Below are 19,286 nucleotides of genomic sequence, written 5' to 3'. Positions count from 1 at the left end.
GCTGCGGGCAAGGCTCGACAGCCGACGAGGAGAATCATCATGGAATTCAGCTGGAGCGAGATCCTGCTGGAGCTGCTGGCGGTCGCCGTGCTGTTCTTCGGCGTGCATTGGAGCCTGCGCCACGCCAAGACCCTGGACCAGGCGAGCATGCTGCCGTTCGCCGACGACGAGGAGGTGGCCCGCCGGGTCGAGCGGGAAACCGGCAGGAGCCGCACCGGCTGCGGCTGTCCCGGTCGCTGCCAGGGCGACTGCCGGCACTGGGACAAGAATTGGCCGGCATGACGCCGGCCAGTCGCTTCAGGGCTTTATCTTCTTCAGCTCGTTGAGCAGTTCCAGCAACTGCGCGAGCTTTTCCTCGCCGAACCGCTCCTGGATGCGCTGGTAGTTCTTCTCCATGTCGCCGCTCATGGAGACGAAGCACTGCTGGCCCTTTTCCGTCAGGTTCACGTAGACCCGCCGCTGGTCCTTGGGCGCCTTCCAGCGCCGGACGATGCCGTCGCGCTCCAGGCGCGCCAGCACGCCGGTCATGCTCGGGCGCAGGATGCAGGCCTGGTTGGCCAACTGGTAGCTCTCCATCTCGCCCTGCTGGCGCAGGATGCGGATCACCCGCCACTGCTGCTCGGTGAGGCCGTGCTGGTTGAGGGAGGGGCGGAAGAAACTCATCGCGGCTTCGCGAGCCTGCAACAGGGTCAGGGTCAGGGAGGGTCTTGGCGTTGACATAGGGTCCGAGCTTGGATGACTGGTTTCGAAAGTGCAGAAGAGTAGCGGAAAAAACACAGGCTGCATGCGGGTATGCAGAAGGAAATCAACGGTTTCCGCCGTGCAGGGCCAAGCCCAGCGCGAGCAGGCTGCCGACGCCGCAGACGGCCATCACCAGCGCCATCGGCAGCACGCCGGGCAGCGCCAGCCAGCCGACCGCCAGGCTGGCCAGGCAGCCGAGGCCGAACTGCCCGGACACCGCCACCGCCGAAGCCGCCCCGGCCTGTCCGGGATACAACGCCAGCAGGCTGGCGATGCAGTTGGCGCCGAGCAGGCCGGTGACGCTGACGAAGCACAGCAGGCCGGGCACCAGCGCCCACAACCCGCCCCGCTCGCCGAGCGCCGCATAGCCGAGGAGGAACAGCCCGGACACGCAGGCCAGCAGGCTGCCGGCCCGCAGCAGCGGCCGCGGACCGTGGCGGCGCACCAGGCGCGCGCTGCACCAGGTGGCGAGCATCACGCCGAGGATGTTCAGGCCGAAGAACCAGCCGAAGCGCTCCGCGCGCACGCCGAAATGCTCGATGAACACGAAGGGCGCGGCGCTGATGTAGGCGAACATCCCGGCGAACGCCAGCCCCATGCACAGCACGTAGCCCAGCGCGCGACGGTCGCCGAGCAGCCGCCCATAGGCGAGAAAGGCCTGGGCCAGGCTGCCGCCGCGGCGCTCCGGCGGGTGGCTTTCGGCGACCCGCCAGACCGCCAGCAGGCAGAGCCCGGCGAACAGCGCCAGGACCACGAACAACGCGCGCCAGCCGGCCCAGAGCATCAGGTAGCCGCCGAGCAGCGGCGCGGCCAGCGGTGCCAGCATGGTCACCATGTGCATCAATGCCAGCATCCGGGCGGCCTCGCCCAACGGATAGAGGTCGCGCACCATGGCCCGCGCCAGCACCGACGCGGCGCCGCCGCCGAGGGCCTGGAGCACCCTCAGCAGGACCAGTTGCCCCGCGCTGTCGGCCAGCGCGCAGGCCAGGCTGCTGAACAGGTACAAGGCGATACCGGCCAGCAGCACCGGGCGCCGGCCGAAACGGTCGGACAAGGGGCCGTAGAACAGCATGCCGACGCAGAAGCCGACCAGGAAGCCGCTGATGCTCCGCTGCACCTGGGCATCGCTGGCGCCGAGATCGGCGGCGATCGCCGGCAGGCTCGGCAGGTACATGTCGATCGACAGCGGGCCGAACGCCACCAGCGCCGACAACAGCAGCAACAGGCGTCGTTCGCCGCTTCCGACCTGAATCCTCGATGCACTCGCAGGCACGCTCGCCCTCCTCTTCTTCGCCTTTCGGTCCAGACGACACCGCCGTGCACGCGGATGCAAGTTCGCCGTCCGGGAAATCCTCGCGCCGCGACCTCGTTCACCCTGGCAGCGCGCGGGCCTGGCTCCTTTCGCGGGCCGACAACGTTAACAGATTAACCAAATGCGCAGAAGGCGAAAGATTCCAGGCTGGCTTCGCTCTCCAGCGCCTTACCGTCAATGCTCGATGAGCATGGAAAGGGGCAGAGGCTAGCGAAGCTTCCGGGAGGATCGCCAACACTTCATTAACAAGTTAACAATATGCTAAAACTCACCGTGCAATCGGCGTCACCCATACCTACAAGAACAACAACCAAGGGAAGAATCGATGATCACGGCATGCCCCCGCCCGTGCGCCTGGCGCAGCTATGCGCTTGGCCTCGGCCTCCTGCCCCTCGCCGCGCAAGCGGAATTCCTCGCGGACAGCAGCGCCCACCTCGACCTCCGCAACTTCTACCAGTTGCGCGACTACCGCCAGCACGATGCGCCCCAATCGCAGGCCGGCAACTGGTCGCAGGGCTTCGTCCTGCGCCTGCAATCCGGTTTCACCGACGGCCCGCTCGGCTTCGGCCTGGATGCTACCGGGCTGCTCGGCGTCAAGCTCGACTCGGGACGCGGGCGTAGCAACGATGGCACGCTGCCGTTCGGAGCGAATTCGAAGGAGCCGGTGGACGACTACAGTCACCTCGGCCTGACCGCCAAGCTGCGCTATTCGCAGACCCAGCTACAGGTCGGCATCCTCATGCCGCAACTGCCGGTGGCGTTCCGCGACGACGTGCGCCTGTTGCCGCAGACCTTCGACGGCGCGCTGCTGACCTCCAGCGAGATCGAGGGTCTCACCCTCACCGCGGGGCAATTGTGGAAGTCGCGCACTCGCGAGTCGGCCGGCAGCGACGACATGTACATCATGGGCCGCGACAAGGCCCACGCCAGCGACGAGTTCAATCTCGCCGGCGCGACCTACGCCTTCACCCCTCGGCTCAGCGCCAGCTATTACTACGGCCAGCTCAAGGACATCTACCGGCAGCACTATCTCGGCCTGCTGCACACCCTGCCGCTGGGCGAAGGGCTGTCGCTGCGCAGCGACCTGCGCTACTTCGACAGCGGCGAAGACGGCGCGGCGATCTCCGGGCCGGTGGACAATCGCAACCTCAACGCCATGCTCACCCTGCGCGCCGGCGCCCACGCCTTCGGCATCGGTGTCCAGAAGATGATCGGCAACGACGCCTTTCCGGTGCTCAACGGCTACACCACGCCCTACGTGGCCAACCTCATGGCCTACCAGACCTTCACCCGACCGCAGGAGAAATCCTGGCAACTGCGCTACGACTACGACTTCGCCGGCCTCGGCCTGCCCGGCCTGAACCTCATGACCCGCTATGTACAGGGCCGCGACATCGACCGCGGCGCCGGCCGTGCCGACGACAGCGAATGGGAGCGCAACACCGACCTGTCCTACGTGATCCAGAGCGGACCGCTGAAGAGCGTCGCCTTGAAATGGCGCAACATCACCTACCGCAGCCGCTACGGTGCGGACCTGGACGAGAACCGCTTCATCGTCAATTACACGCTAAAGCTCTGGTGAAGCGCGGCCCCTTGGGGCCGCAGGCACCTCAATCCTCGAGTCGCAGGTGCAAATGCTGCTTCTTGCCCAGGCTCAAGCGCAGCCCGTCGACCTCGCCCGCCAGCGGCGCGTCCGGATCGCTGACCGGCGTGCCGTCCAGGCGCAGGCCGCCGCCGGCGGCGAGGCGGCGGACCGCGCTGCGGGAGGGCTGGATCGCGTGTTCCAGCAGCAGGTCGGTCAGCGACAGTCCCTGCGCCAGGCGCGCGCGGGATAGCTTCATCACCGGCAGGCCGCTGTCCCGCGTACCGTCGGCGAACACCCCGCGCGCGGCATCGGCGGCGGATCGCGCGGCGTGCTCGCCGTGCGCCAGGGCGGTGGCGGCATTGGCCAGGACCACCTTCGCTTCGTTCAGCTCGGCGCCCTGCAAGGCGCCCAGGCGGCGCACCTCATCCATCGGCAGTTCGCTGAACAGGGCGAGGAAGCGACCGACGTCGCGATCATCGCAGTTGCGCCAGAACTGCCAGAAGTCGAACGGCGCCAGGCGCTCGGCGTTGAGCCATACCGCACCCTGCGCCGACTTGCCCATCTTGCGCCCGTCACTGGTGGCCAGCAGCGGCATGGTCAGGCCGAACAGCTGGGCGCCGCCCTGGCGTCGCGACAGCTCCACGCCGTTGATGATGTTCGCCCACTGGTCGGCGCCGCCGAGTTGCAGGGTGCAGCCGCGCCGGCGCGACAGTTCGACGAAATCGTAGGCCTGCAGCAGGGTGTAGCCGAACTCGAGGAACGACAGCGAATGCTCGCGGTCCAGGCGCTGCCTGATGGCGTCGAAGGTCAGCAGGCGGTTGATCGAGAAGTGCCGGCCGACCCGGTCGAGGAACTCCAGGTAGCCGACGCCGTCCAGCCATTCGGCGTTGTTCACCAGGCTGTCGTCGTGCAGTTCGACGTAGCGCGAGAAAACCCGGGCGATGCCGTCGATATTGGCCTGGATCTGCGCCTCGGTGAGGATCGGCCGGCTCGAATCGCGGAAGCTCGGATCGCCGATCCGGGTGGTCGCGCCACCGATCAGCAGCAACGGGCGGTGCCCGGCCTTCTGTAGCCAGCGCATCAGCATCAGGCCCTGCAGGTGGCCGACGTGCAGGCTGTCGGCGGTGGCGTCGAAGCCCAGGTAGGCGGTTGCCGGACCGGCGGCCAGGTGCGCGGCGAGGCCGTCGCGGTCGGTGCACTGGTGGACGAAGCCACGCTCTTCGAGCAGGGCGATCAGGTCTTGCTGATGGGTCGGGACGGACACGGGTATCTCCTTTGGCACGGTGGATGCCCGAGGAGACAGGTTGGGAGGGAGTTCACCGGACCGCCGCCTCGGGCGGTTCGGGAATGCAGCGACGCATCTACCGCCTCAATGAGGGAGCAGATAGGCGTAATAGCGCTTGAAGGTCAGGGCTGCACGATTCATGCGCGGCACTCTACGCGCCTGTGCCGGGCTGTCAAGACTGGAAAGCGCCTCGACACGAACCGAAGCACTTCCCCGCAACAGAAGCGCAGCCTGGGAAAGTTTGCCCGCCAGTTATCCGCACAAATTTATGGCGCCGGTTTCTCTACTTTGAAAAACAACGCAAGACCGGACATGGACTTCAATAACTCGACCGGAAGAAACCTATCAGCAAGGCAGTTGAATTTTTTCCGAAAGCAATAATTCGATACTTTTCTGGATTGGCGCATCATCTCGTAAAAATAGCGAACCGCTTCCCAGTACCCACGAATATCAATGGATCAGCAATATCCAGATGCTTATCGCGGCATTCGAAAAAACATCGACCAATTCCACTGACAGAATATCGGCGTCATTTGCCTAGCATGGATATTCCAAGTTCACCCTATCAACTTCCCAGATTGACACTCTCGCCGGCAGATCAGTAATTTTCAGCGACCAGCCGGCAAAGTACTTTTCCAGAGCGGCTGGCAACCGATAGTCACTCTATCTTCGCAAACCGATGTTTATGCGAGAGGGCCGGCTATCGCTCAAAACTTGATTGATGAAGGAATAGCGCCATGCAACTCGCCACACTTCAGGAACTGAGCTTCGATGAAATCGACCAGGTATCGGGCGCCGGACTCTTCAGCTTCGTCGGCGATGCCATCGTCGATGTGGTCAAGGTGTCCAACGACCTGCTCAACACGTCGGTCATCTCTTCGGTCGGCAAGGTGTTCAACGCCGTCGGCCTGACCCCCATCCATCAACTGGCCGACACCCTCGGCTACGGCGTGTTCAAGGGCGTCGCCGCGGTCGGCGGCCTGCTCGGCGGCGACACCAGCCGCATCGATTACCACTACGACACCGAGTGGACCTGATCCCAGGACCTCGGCCCGCTCCCGTCGCGGAGCGGGCCTCCACCGTCGCCGGAGACCCGGACGCCCCCGGCGGCGACCTAGGACCCGGCAACCGGGAAGGGGCGACCAGCGCCCCGATCAGGAGAACCGCCATGCACGACCTCATCCAGCACGCCGACGCCTTCGTCGGCGATCCCGACCAGGAATCCGGCGGCCTGTCGCGCCGCAGCTTCCTCGGCAAGAGTGCCACGCTCGGCGCGGTCGGCCTGGTGGCCGGCTGGACCCCGGCCTTCGTCATCCAGCCCGCCGAAGCCGCCGCCAGCAGTTGTCCGGCGCCGGCAGGCTTTCCGGCCGGCCTCGAACTTTATCGGCGGGCGTTCCGCAACTGGTCGGGGGAAATCGCCGCCGACGACCTCTGGAGCTGCGCCCCGCGCACCAACGAAGAGGTTCTCGCGGTGGTCAACTGGGCCTGGCAGAACGGCTTCAAGGTGCGCCCGCGCGGCATGGGTCACAACTGGTCCCCGCTGCTGCTGAAAGGCGGCGAGAACTGCGAGAGCCGCATCGTGCTGGTGGAAACCAGCCGTTACCTGACCCGCGTACGGATCGACGCCCAGGGCGAGTTCGGCCTGTTCAGCGCGCAGACCGGCGTCACCATGGAAGCCCTGCTGAAACAACTGGAGCGGGTCAAGCTCGGCTTCGTCGCCACGCCGGCGCCGGGCGACCTGACCCTCGGCGGGGTGCTCGCCATCGACGGCCACGGCACCGGCATCCCGGCGCAGGGCGAAAGCCGCCTGCCGGGGCAGAGCTACGGCTCCCTGAGCAACAGCATCGTGGCGCTGACCGCGGTGGTCTGGGACGGCGCCGCCGGAAAATACGTGCTGAAGACCTTCCGCCGCGACGATCCGGCCTGCGCGCCGTTCCTCGTCCACCTCGGACGCGCCTTCATCGTCGAGGCGACCCTCCAGGCCGGGGTCAACAAGCGCATGCGCTGCCAGAGCTACGTGAACATCCCGGCGAGCGAGATGTTCGCCGCAGCCGGCAGCGGCGGAAGGACCTTCGACAGCTTCCTGCAGAAAAGCGGACGCGCCGAGGCCATCTGGTTCCCCTTCACCGACAAGCCCTGGCTGAAGGTCTGGACGCCGACCCCGCGCTGCCCGTTCGGCGCCCGCGCGGTCAACGGCCCGTTCAACTACCCCTTCTCCGACAACATTCCCAAGGCGCTGTCCGACCTGCTGGCGGCGATCAACACCGGCCACCCGGAACTCACCCCGCTGCTCGGCAAGCTGCAGTACGACCTGGTAGTGGGCGGCATGGCGCTGACCCTGGGCTACGACCTGTGGGGCTGGAGCAAGGACCTGCTGCTGTACATCAAGCCCAGCACGCTGCGCGTCACCGCCAACGGCTACGCGGTGCTGACCCGGCGTCGCGACGTGCAGCGGGTGATCAACGAGTTCTACCTGCAGTACCAGACGATGGTCGCCGCCTACCGCGCCAACGGCCACTACCCCATGAACGGCCCGGTGGAGATTCGCGTCAGCGGGCTCGACCAGCCCGGCGAGTCGATCGTTCCCGGCGCCCAGGTGCCCAGCCTGTCGGCGATCCGTCCGCGCCCCGACCAACCGGAGTGGGACACGGCGATCTGGCTGGACATCCTCAGCCTGCCCGGTACCCCGCAGGCCAATGCCTTCTACCACGAGTTCGAGGCCTGGCTGTTCGACCACTTCAGCGGCGACTACGCCTCGCTGCGGGTGGAGTGGAGCAAGGGCTGGGGCTACAGCCCCGCCGCCGCCTGGGACGAGCCGACGGTGGTCGACCAGTTGGTGGCGCAGTCGCTACGCCAGGGCCTGGTCGCAGACAACGATTGGGACAGCGCGGTGCGCCAGTTGAACGAAGCCGATCCGCATCGGCTGTTCAGCTCGCCGCTGCTCGACCGGCTGATGCCATGAAATGCCGCTATGCGAGGCCGTACTGACTCGGACGAAGAGCGGTTGGCCGGAGCCGATATGAATGAGCCCTCGATACGGCGTTGACTTGTTCAACAGGTCTTATCGAGGTGTCGCACGAACCGGCCTTAATCATTCGCAAAGTTTACCCGGAGTGGCAAACCTTCATCCGCCGAATATTGAAACTCATTGTCAAACGAATTATCGAGCCCATGAAAAACCGCTAATCCTGGCAGTTCATCCCACTCTTTCGGATTAGTACCATCGAATGGCTTTCCAGACTCACGGGAAGCCTAAAGGAGATATATGAAATGAAAGAACTCAATGACATTGAAGTCACCTGCGTTTCGGGTGGAACTCTTTCCGGCATGATCGTAGGCGCCGTCGACGGCGCCGCGACGGGCATGGCAATCGGCGGGAAATGGGGCGGTGCCGGCGGCTTCGGCTTCGGCGCTCTTTCCCAGTTGGTCGGCCTGATCGTGCCAACCGCAATGGGCGCTATTGCCGGGGGCACGGTCGGTCTCTTCACCAACGCAGAGACGGCTGTCGGTTACTTGGGCCAATACCGGGAAAACTTCGGTCCCGGTGATGTAGGCCGCACCACCATCTAATTAGAAAAGTCGCACTCCGGCACTTCATGCGTTTGAACTTTCGCAAGGGTGTCGGAGTGTCATGCAAGTATTATTCGAATCCAGGATCCAGCCACCATGTTTCGCCAGGAAGCCCTCGACGCCCAGCATGCCGGCGGCCTGGGCGAGATCGTGCTGATCCGCCCGGTCTCCTTCACTTTTCTCACCCTGCTGGCCGCGGCGATGGCGCTGCTGGTGGTGGGCTTCTTCCTGTTCGGCAGCTACACCAAGCGCAGCACCGTCAGCGGCCAATTGGTGCCCGCCAGCGGCCAGGTCAAGGTGCATGCGCCGCAGGCCGGCATCGTGCTGCGCAAGTTCGTCCAGGAAGGCCAGGCGGTACGACGCGGCGAGCGCCTGATGGTGCTTTCCAGCGAACGCTACGGCAGCGATGCCGGCCCGGTGCAGGCCGGTATCAGCAGGCGCCTGGAACAACGCCGCGACTCCCTGCGCGACGAACTGGAAAAGCTTCGCCGCCTGCAAGACGACGAGCGCGACAGCCTGACCAGCAAGGTCGCCAGCCTGCAGCGCGAACTGACCACCCTCGCCGCCCAGACCGACAGCCAGCAACGCCTGCTGGCGCTGGCCAGCGACGCCGCCGCGCGCTACCAGGGGCTGATGGACAAGGGCTACATCTCCATGGACCAGTTGCAGCAGCGCCAGGCCGAGCTGCTCGGCCAGCGCCAGACCCTGCAAGGCCTGGAGCGCGAACGCACGTCGCTGCGGCAGCAGTTGACCGAGCGCCGCAACGAACTCGCCGGGCTTTCCGCGCGCCAGGCCAACCAGCTCGCGGAAACCCGCCGCCAGCTCAGCGCGGTGGAGCAGGACCTGGCCGAAAGCGAAGCCAAGCGCACCTTGCTGGTCACCGCGCCGGAGAGCGGCATCGCCACCGCCGTGCTCGCCGAAGCCGGGCAGACCGTCGACAGCTCGCGTCCGCTGCTGAGCATCGTTCCCGCCGACACCCCGTTGCAGGCCGAACTCTACGCGCCGAGCAAGTCCATCGGTTTCATCCGGCCGGGCGACGCGGTGCTGATCCGCTACCAGGCCTATCCGTACCAGAAGTTCGGCCAGTACCACGGCAAGGTGCAGTCGATCTCCCGCGCCAGCGTCTCCTATGCCGAGCTTTCCAGCATGGTCGGCGGCGTACCGGGGCTCGGCCAGGATGGCGAGCAGCTGTACCGGCTGCGGGTAACCCTCGACGACCAGGCGGTGACCGCCTACGGCCAGCCGCGTCCGCTGCAGAGCGGCATGCTGCTGGACGCCGACATCCTCCAGGACACCCGGCGCCTCTACGAATGGGTGCTGGAACCGCTCTACAGCCTGACCGGCAAACTCTAGGAACGACCCATGGCCTTTCTCGACGCTCTCGCCCTGCGCCTGGGCCGCCGCCTGCCGCTGGTGCTGCAGACCGAAGCCACCGAATGCGGCCTGGCCTGCCTGGCGATGATCGCCGGCTACCACGGCCACCATACCGGCCTGATGGAACTGCGCCGGCGCTTCTCCGTATCGCTCAAGGGCATCTCCCTCAAGCAACTGATCCAGACCGCCCACCGCCTCGGCCTGGGCACCCGCGCGGTGAAGCTCGACCTCGGCGACCTCGGCAAGCTCAAGCTGCCCTGCGTGCTGCACTGGAACTTCAACCACTTCGTCGTGCTCAAGGCGGTCGACGGGCGCGGCGCGGTGCTCCACGACCCCGCCCACGGCCAGCGCCGGCTGGGCCTGGAGGAAGTCTCGCGGAGCTTCACCGGGGTAGCCCTGGAACTCTGGCCGGAGAGCGGCTTCGAGAAACAGGAGGCGCCGCCGCGGATCAAGCTGCTGGGCATGCTCGGCAAGGTCACCGGGCTGTACCGCTCGCTGGCCCAGGTGCTGCTGCTCGCCGGCGCGCTGGAAGTGTTCTCGCTGATCAGTCCGTTCTTCCTGCAATGGACCATCGACAACGTCATCGTCAGCGAAGACCGTGACCTGCTCAGCACCCTGGCCATCGGCTTCGGCCTGTTGCTGCTGATGCAGCAGGCGGTCAGCGGGGTGCGCGCCTGGGTGATGATGCACATGAGCACCCTGCTCGGCGTGCAGTGGCAGGCCAACGTCTTCAGCCACCTGCTGCGGCTGCCCGCGCAGTATTTCGAGAAGCGCCACCTGGGCGACGTGGTGTCGCGCTTCGGCGCGGTGAACAGCATCCAGCAGACCCTCACCGCGGCCTTCCTCTCGGCGGTGCTGGACGGCCTGATGACCATCGCCACCCTCGGCATGATGCTGCTCTACAGTCCGCCGCTGGCGGCCATCGCCATCGCCGCCATGAGCCTCTACGCCCTCGGCCGCTGGATCTGGTACCGGCCGTTGCGCAACGCCACCGAGGAGCAGATCGTCCACGCCGCGCGCCAGCAGAGCCACTTCCTCGAGACGGTGCGCGGCATCCGCCCGCTGAAGTTGTTCCAGCGCCAGGACGAGCGCCGCTCGGTATGGCTCGGCCTGCTGGTGGAACAGATCAACGCCGGCCTGCGTACGCAGAAGCTGCAACTGTTCTACCAGCAGCTCAACGGCCTGCTGTTCGGCGTGGAGAACCTGCTGGTGATCTGGCTCGGCGCGACCATGGTGATGGACGGCCAGTTCAGCGTCGGCATCCTGATGGCCTTCAACGCCTACAAGTCGCAGTTCGACAGCCGCGTCGGCAGCCTGATCGACAAGTTCTTCGAGCTGCGCATGCTCCAGTTGCAGGGCGAGCGCCTGGCCGACATCGTGCTCCAGGCCCCGGAGGTCAGCCACGGCGACATCCTCCCGGAGAACCTCCGCGAGCGCGAGGCGAGCATCGAGATCCAGGGCCTGCGCTACCGCTACGCGGAACAGGAGCCCTGGGTCCTCGACGGCCTCGACCTGCGCATCGCCGGCGGCGAGTCGGTGGCCATCGTCGGCCCCTCGGGCTGCGGCAAGAGCACCCTGTTCAACGTCCTGCTGGGCATCCTCCCGCCAGTGGAGGGACAGATCCGCATGGCCGGCCTGGACCTTGCGCAACTGGGCCTGGACGGCCTGCGCGAACTGGTCGGCACGGTGCTGCAGGACGACGTGCTGTTCGCCGGTTCGCTCAGCGACAACATCAGTTTCTTCGACCCGCAACCGGACATGCCCTGGCTGCTGCAGTGCGCGCAGATGGCTGCCATCCACGATGACATCCAGGCCATGCCGATGGGCTACAACACCCTGGTCGGCGACATGGGCACGGTGCTCTCCGGCGGCCAGAAGCAGCGGGTGATGCTGGCCCGGGCGCTGTACAAGAAGCCGCGCATCCTGTTCCTCGACGAAGCCACCAGCCACCTCGACGTACACTGCGAACAGCGGGTCAACGCCGCCATTCGCGCGCTGCGCATCACCCGCATCATGGTCGCCCATCGGCCCGAGACCATCGCCTCGGCGGACCGCGTGATAGTCCTCGGCCAGGGCAAGGTAAGCCTCGACGAAAGCACCGCGCGCCTGGCCGAACGCCAGGCCGCCGCGGCGCGGGAGCAGGCCTGATGCGTGCCCTCGCCGGCCTGTTGTGCGGCCTGCTCGGCCTGGTTCCCGGCGCCGCCGCCTACGAGCCGGACGTGTTCGGCACCGCCGGCCAGGTCGCCGGCCAGGCGGTCTACGACCTCGGCGGCAGCGGTTTGCCCTGCCGCGGCGGGCCGCCACCGACCGAGCTGAGCCTGGAGGAAGCCATCGAGCGGATCCTCTGCCACGACCCGCAGACCCGCCTCGCCTGGGCCAATGCCAAGGCCCAGGCGGCCCAGGTCGGGATCGGCAAGTCCGCCTACCTGCCGCGCCTGGACGGCCGTCTCGACGCCAGTCGCGGCTACAGCGACATGGATTATCGCGATGCCCCCTACCTCTCCGGCGACGGCCATCGCCACCGGCGTGGCGCCAGCCTCCAATTGAGCTGGGTGCTGTTCGACTTCGGCCGCCGCAGCGCCGCCCTGCGCAACGCCCAGCAGTTGCTGCTGGCGGCCAACGCCAGCCAGGACGCGACCCTGCAGAACACCTTCGCCCTCGCCGCCCAGGCCTACTACGACGCCCTCGCCGCCCAGCGCAGCCTGGCCGCCTCGCGGCAGGTCGCGGAGCTAGCGGCGCAGAACCTGGAAGCCGCCGACGCCAAGTACCGGGCCGGCGCCGCCGCCCTTTCCGATCGCCTGCAGGCGCAGACCGCGCTGTCCCAGGCGAGCCTCGCCCAGGTCCGCGACGAAGGCGCCCTGAGCAACGCCCTCGGCGTCATCGCCCTGCGCATGGGCCTGGCGCCGGATACCCCGCTGCGCCTCTCCGGCGAGCTGGAGGCGCAACCCGACACCGGCTTCGTCAAGGCCATCGACGAGATGCTCGCCGAAGCCCGCCGCGAGCATCCGGCGCTGCTCGCCGCCCAGGCGCGGCTGAAAGCCGCCGCCGCCTCGGTGGAGGAAAGCCGCGCCGCCGGCCGGCCGAGCCTGGCGCTGAGCGCCAACCTGGCACGCAGCCATAGCGACCAGGCGATGGCGTTCAACGGCGATACCCGCGAACGCGACCGCAGCATCGGCCTGCAACTGAACATCCCGTTGTTCGAAGGCTTCGAACGCACCTACCAGGTCCGCAACGCCCTGGCCCGCCGCGAAGCCAGCGAAGCGGAGCTGGCCGACACCGAGCAGCAGGTTTCGCTGGAGGTGTGGAACAACTACCAGTCGCTCAGCGTCGAGACCCGCAGCCTGGCGCGCACCCGCGAACTGGTCGAACAGTCGCGGCAAAGCCTGGAGGTGGTGCAGGGCCGCTACCGCTCAGGGGTCGGCAGCATGATCGAGCTGCTCAACGCCCTGACCGCCTACGCCAGCGCCGAGGACCAGCACATCCGCGCCCTCGGCAACTGGCAGACCTCGCGCCTGCGACTGGCGGCGAGCCTCGGTCGCCTGGGCTTCTGGAGCCTGCGCTGAAAAGCCCGGGAAGCGCCGCCGCTCTCTACCTCTCGCGCTTGTCCGGCTGGCCGCCATCGCGCAGGATGCACCCAGCCCCTGCGACGAGAGACCGCATGATCGACGACATCCGCTACCTGATCGTATTCGCCAAGATCGCCGAGACCGGCTCCGTCTCCGGCGGCGCCGAGGCGCTGGGCCTGAGCGCCGCGACCGCCAGCCTGCACCTGTCCAGGCTGGAACGGAACCTGGGCCGTGCGCTGCTCTACCGCAACAGCCGCAAGCTGTCGCTGACCCAGGACGGCACGCAGTTGCTGGACACCGCCCGCTCCATGCTGGAACTCTACGAGAAGGGCTTCATCGAGTTCCGCCAGCGCGCCGTCTCGACCCGCAACAGCCTGCGCATCTCGATGCCCGCGGTGTTCGTCAACGGCAACTTCACCCGTCACCTGGCAGCCTTCATCGAGGAGCATCCCGACCTCGACCTCGGCATCGCCTGCGACGACAGCCGCCACGACATCATCGGCGACGGCATCGACATCGCCTTCCGCATCGGCGACCTGCCGGACAGCTCGCTGAAGGCCCGTCACCTGTTCCTGCTGCCGCGCCAGGTAGTGGCGGCACCGGCATTCCTGGCCCGGCACGCGCCGCTGGAACACCCGCGCGACCTGCAGCGGCTGGAATGGATCGGGCTCGGCATGCGCCCCGACAGCCGGCTATTCCGTCATGCGCGGGACGACGAGGAGGTACGCGTCGACTACACCCCGCGGGTGCGCGTCGACAGCGTCGAAGCCTCCTGCCGCCTGGCCCGCCTCGGCGTCGGCCTGGCCGCGCCGCCGACCTACCTGAGCGACGAGCCGATCCGCCGCGGCGAGTTGCGCGCGGTGCTGCCGGAATGGCGCCTGGAGCCGTTGAAGGTGTATGCGGTGTGGCCGCCCAACGTACCCGCCAGCAGCATCGCCTATACCCTCATCAATCGCCTCTACGAGGCCTTCAATCCGGGCTAGCGGCGAGCTGCAGGTAGAGCATGTAGCCAGCGGTCAGCACCAGGGTGCCGCCCATCGCCCGATTGAACAGGCGCACCCGCCGGGGGCTGTCGAGCAGCAGCGCCACGCGGTCACCGAGCAGTGCCCAGGCGGCCAGCGAGAGGTAGCAGACCACCAGGTAGATGGCCATGAAGACCAGCAGCGGCGCGTGCGTGCTCGGGCTGGCGAACAAGGCCACGCCGGAAGCGCAGGCGATCCAGGCCTTGGGATTGAGCCATTGCAGGAGCACGCCCTGGAAGAACCCGGGGACCCCGTTTTCCTCCAGGGCCAGGCGTGGATCCGCGGTGGCGATGCGGTAGCCCACATGAGCGATGAACGCCGCGCCGGCCATCCCCAGGTAGTCGAAGAAGCGCGGGTAGGCCTCGATCGCGCGGACGAACCAGAAGCCGACGAAGGCCAGCAGCAGGACGAAGCCGAGGGTGGCGCCGGTGACGAACGGCAGGGTCCGGCGGAAACCATGGTTGGCGCCGGAAGCGACGATGGTCAGGTTCACCGGACCGGGGGAAATCGACAGGCTCAGGGAGAACGCGCCCATGGCGAGCAGCAGGGCTAGCGGCATGGGTCGAACTCCCCGGTCGGATTGCGGGCTGGCTGGTGCGGGGCGGGCATGGGTTTCCTCCGTAGGCTCCTGGCGGGGCGCGACCGAACGGGTTGCGCCGCTGCCCGGAACGCTACAGGGAAAGCCCACCGGCATTAACGGGGCAAGGCTCAAGGCTGGTTTTGATTTTCCGCGCTTGACGACTGCGCCGGCCGCCGGCGCACCTCAGTCGTCCGCCTGGCCCGGCATGCGGATGCCATGCCGGCGCACCCGCCGATACAGGGTCGCTCGCGAGATACCCAGTTCCCGCGCCGCGGCCATGGGTTTCCAGCGATGCCGCACGAGGGCGTCGAGCAGGGCGTCGCGCTCCGGACCGCCGCCGCTCTCGCACGCACTGGCCGGTGTCCGGCCTTCGCCACGCAGCTCTGCCGGAAGGTCGGCGAGTTGCAGGGTGGCGCCGCCGCACAGCGCGCAGGCGTAGCGCAACACATGCCGCAACTGGCGGACATTGCCCGGCCAGCGATAGCCGAGCAGGCATTCCAGGGCTGCCTCGCCGAGTTCGATGCGTACGCCGCAGTGCGCGGTTTCCTCGTCGAGGATGCGCCGGATCAGCGCCAGCCGGTCGCTGCGTTCGCGTAGCGGCGGCAGTTCGAAGCGGGCGCCGCCGAGGCGGAAGTAGAGATCCTCGCGGAAGCCGCCGGCCGCCACCAGCGCCGCCAGGTCGCGGTGGGTGGCGCAGATCACCTGGATATCCACAGCCTGCCGGCGCGCAGCCCCCAGCGGCGCCACCTCGCCCTCGGCCAGCACGCGCAGCAGGCGGGTCTGCAGGCCCAGCGGCATGTCACCGATCTCGTCGAGGAACAGGGTACCGCCATCGGCCTGCTGCAGCAGGCCGCGCATCCCTTTCGCCGCCGCGCCGGTAAAGGCTCCGCCAACGTAGCCGAACAGCTCGCTCTCGATCAGGCTTTCGGGAATCGCCGCGCAGTTGAGCGCGACGAAGGGTTTGTCGCGACGGGCGCTGGCCTGGTGCAACTGGCGGGCGAAAACCTCCTTGCCGGCACCGGTCTCGCCCTGGATCAGCACCGGCAGGTTGCGGTCCTTGACCCGCACCGCCAGGCGCAGGCTTTCGGCGATGCGCGGGTCGAGCGCAGCGTCGTCGGGCACCTCGCGCTCCAGCCGCCGCGCCTTGGCCCGCGGCGCGCTGAGACGCACGTGCAGCTCGCCGGCCTGGCCGCGCAGCAGGCACGGCGCCTGGTCGGCGGCGGCGTGCAGGGCGTCGAGGTCGAACACCTCGCCGATGTGGCTCGGCACCTGCCCCAGGCGCTGCCGCAGGTAGTGCCGCGCCGCCGGGTTCAACGCCAGCAGGCGCCCATCGGCGTCCCAGGCGAACAGGTAGTCCGGCTGGCTGTCGACGTAGCCCGGCGCACGGTGCGCGCGCAGCACCCAATGGCCCTGGGCGCTGTGCATGAAGAAGGCGTTCTCGATCTCCCGCGCGCTCTGCGCCACCATCTGCCGGATCAGATGCTGGCTGCGGCGGTCGTCCGGCGATTGCACGGCGGAAACGTCGAGCACACCGAGCAACTCGCCCTGCGGATCGAAGACCGGCGCCGCGGAACAGGTCAGGTCGATGAAGGCGGCGCGGAAGTGATCGCGCTTGTGCACCGTCACCGCAGTCCTGTCGGTGAGTACGGCGGCCACCCCGCAGGTGCCCTCCTCGCCTTCCGACCAGCAGGTGCCGAGGTACAGCCCGGCCTTGCGGCAGTCGTTGCGGATGGTCGACTCGACACGGTAGTCGATGGTCCGCCCCTGGGCATCGGTGAGCAGTACGCAGTAGTCGGCATCGCGCACCCGTCCATGCAGTCGCGCCACCTCTTCGCTGGCGATGCGCAGGAACAGTTCGGAACGCTCGCGACATTCGTCGAGGAGGGTCTGCGAGAGAATCCGCGGCCCTTGCAGGGACCCCGGGTCGAGACGGTGCTGCTCCATGGAGCGGCGCCAGGAGTCGAGGATCGGCGTCGGCACCGGCGCCTGCGGCAGGCGCGCGGCGTTCCTCAGGACACGGCTGACACAGTCCACATGGTCCTTCGAGTGTGCGGAAAGCATGGGGCCTCCGTTGCTCGGCATCTTGTTGTTGTGCCGCCCATTAAGCGCCCATCGGCGACCCTCGACAAGCGCCGGGCCGCCACAGCCGACGACTGAGACGGAGCGTCTCAGCGTCTCGCCGGGAACCCGTGCGCGATGACATGGGTTGTCTCGCCGGACGTCGCCCCGGCGGTCGCCGGCCTTCCCATGCCGGCGCTCTACGACGGGCCTTCCGGCCGCCACGCCGCAACCTGGCATCGGCCTTGCTCCAGCCACGGCGACGGCAGGGCGGACTGTCCGCTCCTCCCAACGCCCTGCCGCATACACCTACAAGAACAATCAGAGGTGAAGCATGCACGCTACGTCGTCCGACGATTTCTCCCTGTCTTCCCGGGTCGCGCTGGTGACCGGCGCCGGACGCGGCATCGGCCGGGGCATCGCCCTCGCCCTGGCGCGCGCCGGCGCCGACGTGGCGGTGGCCGACCTCGATCCGCAGGTCGCCGAGGAAACCGCCGCCGCGATCCGCAGCCTCGGTCGCCGCAGCCTGGCCCTTGGGGTCGACGTCAGCGACGGCGACAGCGTCCGGGCGATGGTCGAGCGGGTCGCCACGGAGTTCGGCCGGCTCGACGTGGCGGTGAACAATGCCGGGGTGATCAGCATCCGCAAGGTCGCCGAACTCAGCCTCGCCGACTGGGACCGGGTGATGAACGTCAACGCCCGCGGCGTGTTCCTCTGCTGCCAGGCCGAACTGCCGCTGATGCAGGCGCAGCGCTGGGGGCGGATCGTCAACCTGTCATCGATCGCCGGCAAGGTCGGTCTCCCCGACCTCGCCCACTACTGTGCCTCGAAGTTTGCCGTGATCGGTTTCAGCAATGCCCTGGCCAAGGAGGTCGCGCGCGACGGGGTGACGGTCAACGCGCTCTGCCCGGGAATCGTCGGCACCGGAATGTGGCGCGGCGAGGACGGCTTGTCGGGCCGCTGGCGGCAGGCCGGCGAAAGCGAGGCGCAGTCCTGGGAACGCCACCAGGCCAGCCTGCTGCCCCAGGGCGAGGCGCAGACCGTCGAAGACATGGGCCAGCTCGTCGTCTACCTGGCCTGCGCGCCGCACGTCACCGGCCAGGCCATCGCCGTCGACGGCGGATTCTCGCTATGACCCCGCCCTCGCCGATCGTCGGCATCATCGCCAACCCGGCCTCCGGTCGCGACCTGCGTCGCCTCACCGCCCATGCCGGGCTGCACTCCAGCACCGACAAGGCATCGGTGGTGCAACGCCTGCTCGCCGCCTTCGGCGCCACCGGCATCCGCCATGCGTTGCTGCCGCCGGACATGACCGGCATCGCCGCCGCCGTGCTCCGGGCCAGCCAGACCCGCCAGGCCCGCGACGGCCACTGGCCGTTCCTGGAGTTCCTCGACATGCCGCTGCGCCAGAGCGTCGAGGATACCCGCCTGGCGGCGCGGCGCATGGTCGAGCGCGGCGTGGCGCTGATCGCCGTGCTCGGCGGCGACGGCACGCACAAGGCAGTGGCCGCCGAGGTCGGCGACGTCCCCCTGCTGGCGCTGTCCACCGGGACCAACAACGCCTTCCCGGAGCTGCGCGAAGCCACCGGCGCGGGGCTCGCCGGCGGCCTCTGCGCCAGCAACCGGGTGCCGCCGGAGATCGGCCTGCGACGCAACAAGCGCCTGCTGGTGCGCGAGCCGCGCCGCGGGCTCTGCGAGTGGGCGCTGGTGGACGTCGCGGTGTCGCCGCAGCCGTTCATCGGCGCCCGCGCCATCAGTCGCGCCGAAGACCTCGCCGAAGTCTTCGTCAGCTTCGCCGAACCCCACGCCATCGGCCTTTCGGCGCTTTGCGGACTGTGGTCGCCGGTGAGCCGCGAGGAGCCCCACGGCGCCTGGATGCGCCTGCATCCGGACGCCCGCGAGAGCCTGCTGGTGCCGCTGGCGCCGGGCCTGCTGGTGGGCTGCGGGGTCTCTGCCGCCGGCTACCTGCAACCCGGCGTGGCCCACGCACCGAGCCTGTCCAGCGGGACCCTGGCGCTGGACGGAGAGCGCGAGATCGAGTTCAGCGCCACCGACCGCCCGAGCATCACCCTCGACCCTTCCGGCCCGTTCAGCGTCGATGTGCCGGCCACCCTCGCCTACGCCGCCCGCCATCGCCTGCTGGCCGGCCAGCGAACCCCGATGACCCCGTGAAGACAACCTGGAGAACAACAA

The 19,286-nt window shown here is 68.0% G+C and carries 16 protein-coding genes; 11 read left to right on the top strand and 5 right to left on the bottom strand.

Translation table 11 applies throughout. The annotated features are described in order from the left end of the window. Nucleotides 1-39 precede the first annotated feature (39 nt). Nucleotides 40-282, top strand: a complete 243-nt coding sequence (locus tag AC1RB9_RS04115; protein WP_003093468.1) for a hypothetical protein — start codon at nt 40-42, stop codon at nt 280-282. Between the two features lie 15 nt (nt 283-297). On the opposite strand, the gene hpaR is transcribed toward AC1RB9_RS04115, so the two are convergent. Both hpaR and AC1RB9_RS04105 read right to left on the bottom strand, forming a co-directional pair. Continuing rightward, nucleotides 298-720 carry a homoprotocatechuate degradation operon regulator HpaR gene (gene hpaR / locus AC1RB9_RS04110; RefSeq protein ID WP_003093470.1) on the bottom strand — a complete coding sequence of 141 codons (423 nt, stop codon included), beginning with the start codon at nt 718-720 and terminating at the stop codon, nt 298-300. Between the two features lie 85 nt (nt 721-805). Further along, nucleotides 806-2,014, bottom strand: coding sequence for a Bcr/CflA family multidrug efflux MFS transporter (locus AC1RB9_RS04105; protein ID WP_003159295.1), 1,209 nt, complete (start codon nt 2,012-2,014; stop codon nt 806-808). Between the two features lie 364 nt (nt 2,015-2,378). Between AC1RB9_RS04105 and AC1RB9_RS04100 the strand changes: the two genes are divergently transcribed. Next, nucleotides 2,379-3,635, top strand: a complete 1,257-nt coding sequence (locus AC1RB9_RS04100) for an OprD family porin (RefSeq protein WP_003118192.1) — start codon at nt 2,379-2,381, stop codon at nt 3,633-3,635. A gap of 28 nt (nt 3,636-3,663) precedes the next feature. On the opposite strand, the gene tyrS is transcribed toward AC1RB9_RS04100, so the two are convergent. Beyond that, nucleotides 3,664-4,902: a tyrosine--tRNA ligase gene (gene tyrS, locus AC1RB9_RS04095; RefSeq protein ID WP_003105684.1), complete on the bottom strand. Its 1,239-nt coding sequence runs from the start codon at nt 4,900-4,902 to the stop codon at nt 3,664-3,666. A gap of 758 nt (nt 4,903-5,660) precedes the next feature. Between tyrS and AC1RB9_RS04090 the strand changes: the two genes are divergently transcribed. From AC1RB9_RS04090 to AC1RB9_RS04060, 7 genes are all read left to right on the top strand, one after another. Next, entirely contained in the window at nt 5,661-5,960 is a 300-nt protein-coding gene (locus tag AC1RB9_RS04090; protein WP_003093477.1) for a hypothetical protein, read from the top strand. Nucleotides 5,961-6,091: 131 nt separating this feature from the next. Then, the gene (locus AC1RB9_RS04085) at nt 6,092-7,885 is read left to right on the top strand and encodes a cholesterol oxidase substrate-binding domain-containing protein (RefSeq protein ID WP_003454247.1); all 1,794 of its coding nucleotides are present in this window, start codon (nt 6,092-6,094) and stop codon (nt 7,883-7,885) included. A 308-nt stretch (nt 7,886-8,193) separates the two neighbouring features. Continuing rightward, a complete protein-coding gene (tesG, locus tag AC1RB9_RS04080) occupies nt 8,194-8,493 on the top strand; it encodes a type I secretion effector TesG (RefSeq protein WP_003093484.1) in 300 nt (99 codons plus the stop codon). A 96-nt stretch (nt 8,494-8,589) separates the two neighbouring features. Beyond that, a complete protein-coding gene (locus AC1RB9_RS04075; RefSeq protein WP_003093492.1) occupies nt 8,590-9,846 on the top strand; it encodes an HlyD family secretion protein in 1,257 nt (418 codons plus the stop codon). 9 nt (nt 9,847-9,855) lie between these two features. Then, on the top strand, nt 9,856-12,015 hold the full coding sequence (locus AC1RB9_RS04070; protein ID WP_003454248.1) for a peptidase domain-containing ABC transporter: 2,160 nt from the start codon (nt 9,856-9,858) through the stop codon (nt 12,013-12,015). Continuing rightward, a complete protein-coding gene (locus tag AC1RB9_RS04065; protein WP_003118187.1) occupies nt 12,015-13,430 on the top strand; it encodes a TolC family protein in 1,416 nt (471 codons plus the stop codon). The genes AC1RB9_RS04070 and AC1RB9_RS04065 overlap by 1 nt, the downstream gene beginning before the upstream one ends. A 95-nt stretch (nt 13,431-13,525) precedes the next feature. Continuing rightward, on the top strand, nt 13,526-14,416 hold the full coding sequence (locus AC1RB9_RS04060; protein ID WP_003454249.1) for a LysR family transcriptional regulator: 891 nt from the start codon (nt 13,526-13,528) through the stop codon (nt 14,414-14,416). Here the strand turns inward: AC1RB9_RS04060 and AC1RB9_RS04055 are convergent. Further along, a complete protein-coding gene (locus AC1RB9_RS04055; RefSeq protein ID WP_003104796.1) occupies nt 14,403-15,014 on the bottom strand; it encodes a LysE family translocator in 612 nt (203 codons plus the stop codon). The genes AC1RB9_RS04060 and AC1RB9_RS04055 overlap by 14 nt on opposite strands. Before the next feature lie 204 nt (nt 15,015-15,218). Continuing rightward, nucleotides 15,219-17,096, bottom strand: a complete 1,878-nt coding sequence (locus AC1RB9_RS04050) for a sigma-54-dependent Fis family transcriptional regulator (RefSeq protein ID WP_003104795.1) — start codon at nt 17,094-17,096, stop codon at nt 15,219-15,221. A gap of 331 nt (nt 17,097-17,427) precedes the next feature. Between AC1RB9_RS04050 and AC1RB9_RS04045 the strand changes: the two genes are divergently transcribed. Further along, nucleotides 17,428-18,228 carry an SDR family NAD(P)-dependent oxidoreductase gene (locus AC1RB9_RS04045; protein ID WP_003104791.1) on the top strand — a complete coding sequence of 267 codons (801 nt, stop codon included), beginning with the start codon at nt 17,428-17,430 and terminating at the stop codon, nt 18,226-18,228. Next, nucleotides 18,225-19,265 (top strand): ATP-NAD kinase family protein, encoded by a 1,041-nt coding sequence (locus tag AC1RB9_RS04040; protein ID WP_003112999.1) that lies wholly within the window; start codon nt 18,225-18,227, stop codon nt 19,263-19,265. The genes AC1RB9_RS04045 and AC1RB9_RS04040 overlap by 4 nt, the downstream gene beginning before the upstream one ends. Nucleotides 19,266-19,286 lie beyond the last annotated feature (21 nt).

The sequence above is a fragment of the Pseudomonas sp. 20-5 genome, assembly GCF_056782835.1.
Note: the sequence above shows the minus strand (reverse complement) of the source record. Positions and strands in the feature narration are given on the sequence as shown.